Consider the following 13712-nt stretch of genomic DNA (forward strand, 5'->3'; position numbering starts at 1 on the left):
GTCATTATGGCCTGTTTTATTTTTTGCATCTCACCTCTGAAGGCATATGAACTGAAAAAATATAAAATTGTGACACTGTCATCTAAGTGTCATATCACCGACATAGAATTGTCACTGTAGCGATTGATACTGGCTGCGTCTGAAGAAACTTAAGTTAGAAATTAGTTAGCTTACTACTGGAGCACATAATGAAACTGAAAAAGCTTGTCGGCGCGATGACTCTCACAGCCGCTGGTGTATTCTCTGCCACTGCCATGGCATCTATTGACCCATCTCTGCCAACGTACGAGAAAGCAAGTGGTGTATCAGGTAACCTCTCATCTGTAGGTTCAGATACTTTGGCCAATATGATGACACTGTGGGCTGAAGAATTTAAACAGATGTATCCTAACGTTAATATCCAAATTCAAGCTGCTGGATCTTCTACTGCGCCACCAGCGTTAACCGAAGGCACTTCACAATTCGGCCCAATGAGCCGTAAGATGAAGCCTAATGAAGTTGAAGCGTTTGAAAAGCATTATGGTTATAAGCCAACCCAAATTCGTGTAGCGATTGATGCCTTAGCGGTATTCGTACATAAAGACAACCCAATCAAAGGGTTAACAGTTGAACAAGTCGACGGTATTTTCTCTTCTACTCACAAATGTGGTAGCAGCGACATCCAACGTTGGGGCGAATTAGGTCTTGACGGTAACTGGTCAGCAAAAGACGTTCAACTGTACGGTCGTAACTCAGTATCGGGTACTTACGGTTACTTCAAAGAGCACGCGCTGTGTAAAGGTGACTTTAAGGCTAACGTGAACGAGCAACCAGGTTCAGCTTCTGTGGTTCAGTCAGTTTCTCAATCACTTAACGCAGTAGGTTACTCTGGTATCGGTTACAAAACTGCTGGCGTGAAAGCGGTTGCCATTGCTAAGAAAGGTAACGACTTTATCGAAGCAACTGCAGAGAACGCAGCTAACGGTACTTACCCATTATCACGTTACTTATATGTATACGTGAACAAGCAACCAAACAAAGACTTAGCACCAATGGAAAAAGAATTCATCCGTTACGTGCTGTCTAAGCAAGGTCAGCAAGTGGTAGAAAAAGACGGTTATGTGACTCTGCCTAAGAGCGTAGTTGCTAAAGATTTAGAGCAAGTAGGTATTCGTCTCTAGTCTAACCAGCTAAACAGCGAAGGACCTCCTAGAGGTCCTTTTTGTTTTTGGGGTTGATATAAAAATACTCCGGGATAGGGTGAAATGCGTCATAAAACTGCCCATAAAAAAAGCAACCTAAGTAGGTTGCTGTAAATTCCAATTCGGAATCTTGGGACGGTCGCGCTAGAAACCATCTAAAGGAGAATGATGATGAACGAAGAAGCTCATTGCAAAGATTCGGTTCATAATATCTGACTAGGTGTATTCAAATTAGTTCAGACAGAATGCAAAAAATTTCTTATTTTCTGTTATTTATTTTTATTCAATAAAAGTATCAGTGAGTTGTGCCTGTAGTGGTCAACTAAATTTGGTCACATATCCAGAAGATATTTGATTGTTTGTAAATCCGCAGTTGATAATATGGCCTAGGAAGCTTAATCAAATATAGGTTATCGAGGCGATGTCGTTAGATCCAATACTACAAAAAGAAACTACTCCAACAACTTGGGATTTAACTCGGGATTATCATTCTTTTGCCAATAGTGACGAGGTGCAAGTGACCCACCTGTCATTGGCTCTGATTGTTGATTTTGACGAACAGCGTCTGGTCGGTAAAGCGACACTTTCTTTGCATTACCTTCAGGAACAAGTCACTGAATTATGGCTAGACACTCGGGAGTTAATCCTATTATCAGTGGCGACTTTGACGGGGGAGTCCCTTGCCTATTCGCTTCAAGAAACGAGCGCCATACTGGGGCAAAAATTAGTCATCAGTTTACCCAATTCCCAGTGTGACCACATCTGTATTCACTATAAAACATCGCCAGAAGCTCAAGGGTTGCAGTGGTTAACGCCTGAGCAAACCGCAGGTAAGCAGCTCCCCTATCTTTTTAGCCAATCACAGCCGATTAACGCCCGTAGCTGGATCCCTTTACAGGATACACCTAAGGCGCGGATAACCTTCGATGCTAAGGTGCAAGTCCCCAAAGGGATGCGTGCCGTGATGAGTGCTATGAACCATCCGGAAATGCCACTCGATAGTATATTTAGTTTTCAGATGGAAAAGCCCATCCCTACGCATCTTATGGCGCTCGCCGTAGGTGATCTCGCATTCCAAGCGATAGGTCCTCGCAGTGGGATTTATACTGAGCCGAGTATGCTCGCCGCCGCGGCTTGTGAGTTCGATGATACCGAACACATGCTCGACGTTGCCGAGTCTTTACTCGGTCCCTATGTGTGGGATCGTTATGACATGATTATCTTGCCACCGAGCTTTCCCTTCGGTGGAATGGAGAATCCGCGGCTCGCTTTTTTAACACCGACCCTAATCGCAGGGGATAAGAGTCTAGTGTCGACCGTGGCCCATGAGTTGGCCCATTCGTGGACGGGGAATTTAGTCAGCAATGCGACTTGGCGAGATCTCTGGTTAAACGAGGGCTTTACGACCTATTTTACCAATCGAATTGTGGAAGCGGTTTACGGTAAGGAACAGGCCGAGTTGGAGTGGGTAATCGAATTTGGCCGTTTAAAAGAGGAAATGACTTCCTTACCTAAGCACAGACAAACCTTGCCCGCGAATGTGCAGGAGGGGGATCCTAATCTGGCCTTTAATCGTTTTACCTATGATAAGGCATCGATGTTTGTGCATGATTTAGAGCATAGGCTTGGACGCAGTAATTTTGACCAATTTCTGTATCGTTATGTGGCGCATTTTGCTTTTAAAGCGATCACAACCGAAGTTTTTGTCGAGTATGCAAGGGAGACTTTACTCAAAGAGCATGCCGATAGAATAAGTGAGACCGAGCTTTTAGAGTGGATTTATGGTGAAGGTTTACCCGCAGGGTATTGTGGCCCGACTTCCTCGAGCTTAGATAAAGTCGATGATGAACTGGTATGTTTCCTACAGGGTAAGGTGGCGAGCCGATTAACGGTTAAGGGTTGGCGAGTTCACCATTGGCAGTATTTTTTAACCCAATTGCCTGAAGTCTTAAGCCAAGAACAGCTGATGGATCTCGATGAAACCTTCCTATTTACCCAATCGACGAATGCGGAAATTGCCTGTGATTGGTTTAGGGTAGCGATCCGTAATCATTATGATCCAGTTTTACCCGCGCTAAGTGCATATTTGGTGCATATTGGCCGAGGTAAGTTTGTGCGACCTCTCTATGCAGAGTTGCAAATTGCGGGATATCACACTGAATTAAAAGATATCTATGCTAAGGCTCGCCCCGGTTATCACCCTTCTATTCAAGTTCAACTAGATAAATCATTAGGATTTTAAACTATTTAGGATAAAAAAATGGCAACCAATGGTTGCCACAAACAAATCAGAATGGGATACAAAGAATGCAATGCGCTAGCGTGTACTCAATTGTGTCCCCAAAGGGAGATGATGATGAACGACCAACCAATTCGACTTAATGCGCTAAAACAGAAACTGTGTCATTTGAGAAGATGAAACTGCTTATCCAACAAGCTTCATCATCCAACTTGCATTGAATCTTATTCGTTAATCCTTACCTATAGTCAGAGTCACAGTGTCGAATAAAGTTCACCTATGCCATAAAAAATTAAAAATATTTTTCGATAGTGGATGACAATGGGGTTTAGTGGTTAAGTGAACGGCTGCAGTCATATTCATTTCACATTAAAATCACTGACATAAAAAAAGGCAACCCAATGGTTGCCTAGTGACCTATTCCTAGGTCAAGGGGGCCGCGCTAGAAGCCCCAGGGAGAATGATGAACATGAAAAAGACATTCGCTGTTCAATACATTTGAGGGGGCTTGTGCGGTTTAAGTTCCATAAAAAGTTAAAAATAAATCAAATTTTTTATAAAACACAAATTTTCAAATAGATAGCTCGAAACTATTTTAATAAGGCTGCAATTTTACCAGCGATGGCTTCGGGTTTTGTCGTTGGCGCGAAACGTTCAACCACTTCGCCCTGACGATTAATTAAAAATTTAGTGAAATTCCATTTTATGCCTTCAGTGCCTAAAACCCCGGGTGCTTGTTTTTTAAGGTATTGATACAGTGGATGGGCATGTTCACCATTCACGTCAATTTTAGAAAACAGCGGAAAAGTGACTCCGAAATTCAACTCACAAAAATGTTGTATTCCTTGATCATTGGCTTTCTCTTGGGCGCCAAATTGATTACAGGGAAAACCTAACACGACTAATCCTTGGTCCTGATACTGCCGATACAACGCTTCTAACCCTTTGTATTGAGGTGTAAATCCACATTCGCTGGCGGTGTTGACTATCAACAAGACCTTACCTTGGTATTGGGCAAGTGGGATAGGATTACCCTTTATATCGGTTGCCGTATAGCTATAAATGGTGGATTTCATGTTCATCTCCTTTAGTGTTATCCACTAGCATAAACAATATATAGATTTCTAACAATATACTTGTGTGCAACTTATTATGGGTGTTTGCTAATTTTCTTAAGTATCAATATAGTTACGTTAATTTTACTGTGAAAGAAGGGCATTTATGTGACTGAACATGAGGCCGAATATGAAACAAACACTCAGGCTGATGTCGGGCAGGTTGTTCAACAACTCACTGAAGTTGAAGGCGAAGAACAAGCTGAAGTCTTTAGCGAAATTTTAAATGAAGTCGAGCCAGGCACTATTGCACTTGCACTCGAGTCACTGCCCTTAGATGAACGTTATGAGCGTTGGCAGCAAGTTGAATTTAGTGAACGAGTCACAGTACTGAGTTTGATGCGCGCAGATCCCCGTATGGGGATCCTCAAGCAGATGCCTGAAAACGAAGTGGATCTGTTATTTGCCCAATTAAGTCCTGAAGATTTGATTGAGTGGAGTGATTACCTCCCCGAGAGCTTTACCGATCGTGCTTTGGCACTAATGGGGGAGCGCCAGCGGCAACGATTTGAGCTTTACGATCAATATTCTGAAAATGAAATCGGTCGTTATACCGATCACCAGATGTTAGTGCTCAGTGATAGGGCGACCGTGGCTCAGGCTCAGCGCTTTTTCCGGCGAATTGAACTCGATTGTAACGACAATTTGTTTATTGTTGACGATCAAGATAAGTATCTTGGTACGGTTAGACGCTACGATATCTTTAAGCATGATCCCGATGAGCCGTTAGTATCGATTTTATCTGAAGATAGCCGCGCCTTGACGGCGGATGCGACATTGCTTGAGGCCGCCGAAGCTATCGAACACAGCCGCGAAATTGAGTTACCCGTCATTGATGAGTCAGGTGAGTTAATTGGCCGTGTTACGCTGCGAACAGCAACGGCATTAGTGCGCGAACATTATGAAGCGCAATTGATGGCAACGGCGGGTATGGATGAATCCGACGACTTGTTCGCACCTATTATGAAGGGGGCCCAGCGCCGTGCAGTATGGCTTGGGATTAATTTGCTCACGGCATTTTTAGCCTCGGCGACGATTGGCTTATTTGAAAATGTGTTATCCCAAGTGGTCGCGCTAGCCGTGTTGATGCCGATAGTTGCTTCTATGGGCGGCATTGCGGGGAGTCAGTCGTTGACGCTGATGATCCGCGGTATGGCCATGGGGCAGATCTCCGTGGGGAACGTGTTTTCCCTGATGAAGAACGAACTGGGTATTGGCATAGTTAATGGTACTTTATGGGCCATTGTCATCGGCCTAGTCTCGGGTTGGTGGTTTGGTGACAGTACGATAGGTATAGTGATTGGTTGCGCCATTCTGATCAATATGGCGGTAGCTGCCTTAGCCGGTGTATTTGTGCCCATGGTATTACAGAAATTTAACCAAGATGCGGCACTATCGGGGTCGGTGATTTTAACGACTGTGACGGATGTGGTCGGATTTTTCACTTTTTTAGGTATGGCGACCTTGCTATACCTTTGAGTTTTATAGAATAGTTATATACCCAAACAAGCTGCAGATGCAGGATTCAGCGGGAGTTTAACGCACTTTGGGCAAGGCCATTTATTGCTCCTGCATAAATGGCGATGGCGGTTATTTGCAGACCTAGCGGGCTAAGTTAAAAATAACCAACACAGCATAAAGTGTGTTACCCCGTGGTTAACATCAGCCGCCCTGAAACTCGTATCTTCAGGTGGTTTTGGTATATACATCGTTTTGATATCAATGAGTTAACCTAATCATGAATGGTATTCAGTTTGTACTTTGTGATAAGCAAGAAGATTTAGCACTGGCCGCCACTCTAGTCGATAGTCGTGATGATAATGCCCATCCGTTAGACCATGAGTACTTTTTCCACTCAAGAGCGGTGATCCTCGCGAAGACGAGTGAGGGGGATATTGTAGGGTGTGCAGCGATTAAGGCTGGATCTGGTATCGTTGGTGAACTTGGTTATCTTGTTGTTTCCCCTTGTTATCGTCGCCAAGGAATTGCGCAAGGATTAACGCTCAAGCGTATTGAAGTCGCCAAATCCCTCGGTATTGCCATTTTATTTGCGACCATTCGTGCAGAGAACACTTCGAGCCGAGCCAATTTATTGAAAGCAGGCTTTCAATTTTGGCGTGATTATTTAAGTATCCGTGGCACAGGAAATACAGTGGGTTGGTATTACTTACCCCTTAAAGAGCATGTCGATGTTGAAACTGTTATGCAATCTTTAGTGGGAAATCGAGTGCCAGTAGTGTGTACCAATTAGATATTTAATGTGATTGGTATAAATGTTTTTAAATTGAAATCGGTTCGTTTTGCAGTTGTTTTGAAGATGTTTTAGTTGATGCTAAACCTAAAAAATCTCAGCTGTTATCACCTAAATATGCAGATTTTCTTTTTTATTCGGTATGATCCGCGCCATTACCCACAGTCATTATCGAGGTGTTTTTATGGCTAAGTTCAGAGTAGCAAGTGTCTTATTATTGAGTGCAGCTGTGCTGCAAGTGAGTGCGTCAGAATTTAATCTTGGGTTAAACAACGATGTGGTTTCTACCGAATTAGAACTGCAGATGAATAAAGATACCAATGCGGTATTAGGGTATATCTATTCAGATGAGAGCGGACATATTGCCCAAGGTGCAATGCACATGACCCATGATGCTGGTGTGCATCATTTTGAGGTGGGGGCACAGTTAAGCCAGCTTTGGTCTGATGATGCACCAAATGGCAGTGCCGTATCCGTTGGTGGCCGTTATGTCCTGACCATGGGACCAAATATTTCCTTGCATGCCGCCGCCTACTACGCCCCCGAAGTCTTGTCCTTTGGCAATGTCGATGGTTATTACCAGTTAGATTCAAAGGTACAATACCGTGTCACGCCAAATATGGCGCTGTATGTCGGTTACCGTAAAATTGCCTTCGAATACGATAATGCCCGTGATTTCACCTTTGAAGATGGTATCTACATCGGCGGTAAATACCGTTTTTAAGTCATCGACCGCTTTTATTGATTGCAAAGAGCCGGCTAAGGATTAGTTTCGCCGGCTTTTCCATTTAGCCTTGAGTTCACTGTAGCTTGGGAGTATGGATGAAAAAATCACCAATCCAATGCCGACTAGCATAGCTAAGCTCAGTTCCTCATCCAAAACCCACCAACCGAATAAGGCGGCAAAGAGCAGTCCTGTGTATTCCACTGGTGCCATTTGGCTAGCATCGGCGCGTCGATAGGCGTGGATGATGAGATAGGTCATACCAATATAAAACAATCCTAAGGTCAGCCCTACCTGAGCTACGGGTAAACTAAAACTGGCCCCTTCATACAGGGTTGCAGGGATCAGAAAAATCATTGCAAAGGCATTAGACCAAAAGAGTGTTGAGAATGGATGCTCATGGGTTGAATAGGCTTTTAAAATCAAACTATTCAAAGCCGATGTCATAGCGCCGAAAAAGGCCAAGCCGATATACAAGTTAAACTCGGTTGGTTGGCTGAGCAGCAAAATACCCGTAAAGCCAATGATGCCAGCCACTGAGCGTCGATAGCCTATGCGCTCATTCAAAAAGAATGCAGACAATAACAGCAGTAACAGTGGTGAGGTATAAATGACGGCGGTGACTGTGGCTAAGGGGAGATGCATGATAGCGAGCATAAAAATAGCATTGCCAAGTCCAATCAATAGCGCCCGGCTTAAGTGCACCTTGTAAAAGGGGCTTAGTTTAAGGTTTCCCTGTAGGCGCCACACAAAAGGGAGCACTAGCAGGGTGGCAAACAACTGACGATAAAGCACAAGTTGAAAAACGGGTGCGTCGGTTTCGAGCAGTTTGACTAAAAGGTTACCGCTGGCAATCAACAATTGTGCAGCTAAAATCATCAGTAGAGGAGGCATAGTTTCCACAACAAGAAGTCAATATGGGGTCGTACGCTGGCATTTTATGCCGCGTCTTAGACTTTACGGATAAAATACCATCATAAGACATTCGATATCCGACTAATTTAGTCTAACTGATTGTAAAAAATTAGATGTAAACATAAAGTTAACACTCTAGCTTTTTCTCAATGTGAAAATAACCCAGTATTCGAACCGATTTACTTATGAAGACACTTAAAAAAAACACGTTCTGGTGCTTTTTTCTGATTTTATGGACATTTAGTCCTTTTACTTTAAGCGCTGAAATTGCGCTGGATTCCCCTTATTTGTTCCATGCCGACGTGAATCAAACTCCACCGACAAACTATAATGAGATCCCCCATTGGATGGGACGACTCGATGAAGCTACATCGGTCAGTTTAACGGGGGGAGATTACTGGATGATCACTCCAGTGTTAGTCAATAGCCGCCAAAGTGAGTGGGTTGTCGATGCGAGTAATTCGATAGTTGAATCTGTCGATTATTGGTTACTGGGCAGTGATGGCAGTGCTCAATATGCCCACAGTGGTTATAGCGCGCCCTATGAGTTCTTGTTCGATTATGGCCGTAAGGTCAATCTCAAGATGGGCACGGATTATTGGTTAGTCGTCAAACTCAGTAGTCGTTATTATTCATCCGCCCCCGAACTGACATTGCAGAGTGTGGATCAGCATCAGCATGTGTCCGATAGACTCGCCATGGCTGTGTTGTTATGTTTGGGCGGATTGTTATTTATTGCGCTCTATAATCTACTGATTTACATCTCTATTTTTGATAAAGCCTTTCTCTACTATGGCCTCTATGTGTTAGCATATTTTGGCGGATGGGCACTGACCTTCCATTTACCCGCTCACTTGTTTCATTTCCATTTACTCGAATTACATCATCTGTTTTTTATCGGTTTGCCGATATTTAATATCATGTTCTACAAGCATTTTCTCCAGCTACCTAGCTATTCACCTCGGTTATGGCGAATGAGCCAAGGTCTGATGATTGCCTGCATTGTGGCATTACCTACCAGTATTTGGTTGATATCCTATACGGCGATTATCGCCTCAGTGCTTATCATGTTATGGATTGCCCTAGCGATCACTTGCGGTAACGTGTGTTTGATGAAAGGTTTTGCCCCAGCACGCTATTTTATTCTGGCGTTTACTTGTCTATTGCTTCCTGCCGTGATTATTTTGCCTGGCAATATGGGGATAACCCCTGATTTTATTGAGCATGCTGAACTTGCAACCTTAATGGGAGGGACCGCCGATGCCTTGCTCTTGTCCCTCGCATTAGCGAATAAGCTCAAATTATTGGCCGAGGAGCGCAAGGCCCATATAGAAGAATTGGGTATTGCTTGGGAAAAGGCGCGTCTCGATGGACTTACCCGTGTCGGTAATAGATATGCTTTTGATGAATATATGAATTCACAATTAGGTTTTGCCAATAAAGCTGTGCAATCTACAGCCTTAGTGCTACTGAATGTGGATAGTTTAAAGGCAGTTAATGATACCTTAGGGCATCAAGAAGGCGACCGTTTACTGCAAACCTTAGTTCAGCTGCTGCAAACTACAGATATTGCGCACCTTAAAATTTATCGCATCAGCGGCGATGAATTTGTGATTATTCTCCCAGCCAATGGGACTTCGGCCTTGCTTAATACCTTAAGGGATTTAACTGCATTGGTGGCGGAACAGGGGTTTAGGGATTGCCAGTTTAGTTTTGGGGTCTCGTTAAATACTGAGGTGGAGGAACCCCACGAGTGGCTGCGATTAGCGGATACTAGCTTATACCAATCCCGGATGGAAAAACGTCGTCAAGAGTATGCGCAGACCCAAGGTATCGATGTGAGCCTACATTTAAGTTAAAGGTTTGAGTCATCCTATTAAAATAAAACGGCGTGGATATTCCCACGCCGTTTTATTGAGTACTCGCTAGAAATCCTTTTCCCCCTTGATTATTGTTGGGTGGCCGCAGATGGCTTTAGCTGTGTGCATTCCCGCCATAGTCGCAGCCTCGACACAGCCCGCATTGAGGCCGGTTTTTATCCAATCCCCCGTCATATACAAGTTATCTATCCCAGTGCCATCGGTGGTGATGCGATACTGTGAACTGCCCTTAACCGACAGGACATAACGTTCGGATGGGTCCACATTGGCGCGCCAATATTGGCTATCGAAACGAGTCTCTCCTTGGCGGCCTTGTTCATCGTGTAACCATTCCCAGGGGAAATTATCACCGACATTTTGCCAAAGTTTATGGATTTCGGTATTGAGCTGGTGGATAGCACCTGCTTTTGCCTCTGCGGTTTTGCGTTGTTGGAACCCCACATCCGTGTTGGGAGGGTAGACTTCAACGGGTAATGCTGAGCAGAAATAACTGGCATTTTTAGGTGCTAAGCCATGCCAATCTTCCTTATCCAACAATTGATCCATCGATGCCCAAGTGTCGAAGGGCTCGGTAAAACCGGATAGTACTGGTTCTTCGCCCCCTTCAGAATAATTCGGCCAGCCGATCCCATTAAGATCTTGGTTCATCCACAGTTGATAGGCTTGAGTCGCAACGGTTTGCACCTTCTCAACGCAAAGTTTGAGGGCGGGGCTTTGTGATATGACTTCACTCGCTACATGGGGCACAGAACCGATGGAGAGACCGAAGATCACTTTGTCGAAATCCACGCCTTTGACTAAGCGCTTTTTCGGTAGCGCTTTGCCAAAGTGAGTCTCATAAACGCTATCCCAATCGCTCCAGAAGTGTTCCAGATTGATATTATGGGCTTTAAGCAGCGCCGCTTGTTCTGGCTCTAGTTGCTCATAATTGGGCGTACTTGGCCAACAAGGAAGACCTTTAACATCGACTAAGGGAGAGTAGCTTGTGAGTGTCGGTGCTAAGGCAACCTGCTCAGTGATCTCAATCGCTTGAATGCTTTGATCGCGGCACTCGAGATTATCGACTCGATTAAAGTAGTGGAAGTTTACCCCGCGGCGTTTAAGCACTTCATAGAAGGGGGTAAAGACTACATCGCCCATACCCGCCTGCATTTTCCACATTACGCCACCTTGATAGCACAGGGCGATGCGCAGCATGGCGCGGATGATTGTACCTGCCTCGACATTGGGTTTGTCGAAGTTGCCTTTTTCATAGGCAAACACTAAGTCGTAAAAACCGCGTACGGGCGCACTGTCGACGGTATATTTTTGGCTCGCGCCGTGCAGGGTTAGCCATTCACGGTAGTCATAGCCATTGATGGCGTCAAAGCCCTTTTCAAACACATCGTCGGCAAACATACCCTTAAGGATGGTGAGTCCGAGATCGGTGGCGATATATAAGTGGCGCAGTTCGTCATTATCATCTAAATGGTCAACGAAACGTTTTACTAACCTCTGGTGTAGTGCATCGACGGCCGATTCCACCAGCCCATCGTCACTTTCACTGTGCACATGCTCATCGCATTCGCGGCCAATCATTTGATTAAAATGGCATTCTAGCTTGTCGCCGAGCGCGTCGAGCGACTCCTTCGCATCTTCAACCGAATCCTCTAGCTTATCCCTTAAGCGTTCGAACCAATCTGTATCTAGCCAGTTTTTAGGCGTTGCCATGGCTTTTTCATCGGCATCAAGCAGGTCATCCATATCCTTGAGCCATTCCTTTATCCAAGCAAAGGCAGCCTTTACCACTTTCCAGAAGGTGAGGGTTTCAGTGCCATCACCAGGGATGCCTGGCAGTGTCGGGAAAGTGATTGGCCAACTAACCGAGCGACCGTCGATATCCTCCTGTAAAACAATGAAATTATGGGGTTTAAAGGCATCAAAAAAGCTTGCTAGCGGTGCGTTTGCTGGCCTATCTAACTCTTCATAGGCTTTACGCATTAAGGCGCAGGCATTTTGATAAAAACCAAACCAAATGTGTAGGCCGTGTTCTTCAATCCTCTGTCCCATGGCGGCATTGCGGCCACTTGCCCCCTTACCACCAATACGCCAACCGAGTTGATAGATATCAATCTCATATTGATTCTGCCAACCGGGTTTGTCGGTCAGATAACAGGCCGCCGTCATTGCCGCGACACCACCACCGAGAATGGCAATTTTCTGTTTTTTGATTTCGGAGTTATCGACTAACACTTCACCGGGTGGCACTTCAAAATCGAAGTTCACATGGTAAGGGAGTAGGACATGCTGCTCGCCAATCTCAACCCCGAGTGTGTCCTTGAGTGGAAAGCTGGCATTATCAAAAATGGTTGCGATGAAATCATTGTCGAGTAAGGCAACACTGTGCACTTTATTCACTTGAGCGGGGGCGGCGACTATGGCCTGATATACCGCTTTTTGCCCAGAGGAGTCTGGGAGCTGCTTGAGGAAGACTTGATCGATTGCGGGTTTAAACAACAGCTGAAAGAGCTGCTCTTCGCCGAGCAGGTCAAGTTCTGGGATAAAATCTGTCTGTTCTTTAAAGAGTTGCCAGGTTTGGGTAATCGCCTCAAGGGTTGAAAGCTGCGCCTCTGGCTTAGCATTGCAGTTCACCTCAATGAGTGGATGCAGGGCAAGTTCGGTTTCTGGTGAGAAATGCAAAAAACTTTTGCTTGCAAGTGATAGTCGAGTCAAGGGCTCACCGACCGCCGGCATAGTGTATTCACAGGAGTATTTGGGATAGCCAAAGAGTTCGCGACCATTGATTAAGGCCATCGCGTCGTTTACCCAAATGTGCAGCGGTTGAAAATACACTTGGCTTATCTTTGTACTGTTACTGCTATCTTGCCGCCCGACCATGATCCAAGTGATGATGTCGGTTTCTTGGATCCAGCCCTTGGATCTGTCTTCTGGGTAAGCGGAGTAAGCCTTCTCAATCTGGGTGAAAGTTGTCAGTACGTAGGGGGATAACACCTTAAAATACATTGCACTACCAGCAACTTGATTCAAGGTCTTATCGATAGAACGTTGCAGACTTGCTCGTTTCCCCTTAAGAAAAAAACCGTACATATCGGCTTTATTCAGTACTAAGGGGGAGTGCATTAACATACTGCCTTGGGGATAGATAAAATCAGGGCGTTGTTTTTCCATGGGATCATCCTTTAAACCCGGTGCGAGTCATTTCAGTATAGTTATCAATATATTGAGTTTGTTAATCGTTGAGTTATATTAACAAGCCCTAAAAAGCATAGGGTAAATAAGCTATTTAGCCTATTGATTTTACGATTGGTTTATTACAGAGGGGAAAAGGGATAGGAGATTGGTATAACTAGCAAGTTGGAGGGGAGCCAACTTGCTCGGATTTGACTGGCTTTCATCGGGTACTAATT

Annotated in this window: 9 protein-coding genes; 6 read left to right on the plus strand and 3 right to left on the minus strand. The window is 44.7% G+C overall.

The features are described 5' to 3' along the window. Positions 1 to 188 precede the first annotated feature (188 nt). Both SOHN41_RS06080 and SOHN41_RS06085 read left to right on the plus strand, forming a co-directional pair. Positions 189 to 1160 (plus strand): PstS family phosphate ABC transporter substrate-binding protein, encoded by a 972-nt coding sequence (locus SOHN41_RS06080; RefSeq protein ID WP_007646636.1) that lies wholly within the window; start codon positions 189 to 191, stop codon positions 1158 to 1160. A 442-nt stretch (positions 1161 to 1602) separates the two neighbouring features. After that, positions 1603 to 3423: a M1 family metallopeptidase gene (locus SOHN41_RS06085; protein ID WP_007646637.1), complete on the plus strand. Its 1821-nt coding sequence runs from the start codon at positions 1603 to 1605 to the stop codon at positions 3421 to 3423. 587 nt (positions 3424 to 4010) lie between these two features. Here the strand turns inward: SOHN41_RS06085 and SOHN41_RS06090 are convergent. After that, positions 4011 to 4496 (minus strand): glutathione peroxidase, encoded by a 486-nt coding sequence (locus tag SOHN41_RS06090; protein ID WP_007646639.1) that lies wholly within the window; start codon positions 4494 to 4496, stop codon positions 4011 to 4013. 147 nt (positions 4497 to 4643) lie between these two features. On the opposite strand from SOHN41_RS06090, the gene SOHN41_RS06095 reads away from it, so the two are divergent. The 3 genes from SOHN41_RS06095 (at position 4644) to SOHN41_RS06105 (ending at position 7510) form a co-directional block, all read left to right on the plus strand. After that, on the plus strand, positions 4644 to 6014 hold the full coding sequence (locus tag SOHN41_RS06095) for a magnesium transporter (protein WP_007646648.1): 1371 nt from the start codon (positions 4644 to 4646) through the stop codon (positions 6012 to 6014). Positions 6015 to 6273: 259 nt separating this feature from the next. Next, positions 6274 to 6786, plus strand: coding sequence for a GNAT family N-acetyltransferase (locus tag SOHN41_RS06100; RefSeq protein WP_007646650.1), 513 nt, complete (start codon positions 6274 to 6276; stop codon positions 6784 to 6786). 184 nt (positions 6787 to 6970) lie between these two features. Beyond that, the gene (locus SOHN41_RS06105) at positions 6971 to 7510 is read left to right on the plus strand and encodes a YfaZ family protein (RefSeq protein ID WP_007646653.1); all 540 of its coding nucleotides are present in this window, start codon (positions 6971 to 6973) and stop codon (positions 7508 to 7510) included. Positions 7511 to 7552: 42 nt separating this feature from the next. Here the strand turns inward: SOHN41_RS06105 and SOHN41_RS06110 are convergent, their stop codons facing one another. Continuing rightward, positions 7553 to 8404, minus strand: coding sequence for a DMT family transporter (locus SOHN41_RS06110; protein ID WP_007646656.1), 852 nt, complete (start codon positions 8402 to 8404; stop codon positions 7553 to 7555). A gap of 206 nt (positions 8405 to 8610) precedes the next feature. On the opposite strand from SOHN41_RS06110, the gene SOHN41_RS06115 reads away from it, so the two are divergent. Further along, positions 8611 to 10284 (plus strand): diguanylate cyclase, encoded by a 1674-nt coding sequence (locus SOHN41_RS06115; protein ID WP_037458290.1) that lies wholly within the window; start codon positions 8611 to 8613, stop codon positions 10282 to 10284. Between the two features lie 66 nt (positions 10285 to 10350). Here SOHN41_RS06115 and SOHN41_RS06120 read toward each other — a convergent pair whose 3' ends face one another. Beyond that, positions 10351 to 13473 (minus strand): NAD(P)-binding protein, encoded by a 3123-nt coding sequence (locus tag SOHN41_RS06120; protein ID WP_007646659.1) that lies wholly within the window; start codon positions 13471 to 13473, stop codon positions 10351 to 10353. Positions 13474 to 13712 lie beyond the last annotated feature (239 nt).

Source organism: Shewanella sp. HN-41 (assembly GCF_000217915.1).
Classification (GTDB): Bacteria; Pseudomonadota; Gammaproteobacteria; order Enterobacterales; family Shewanellaceae; genus Shewanella.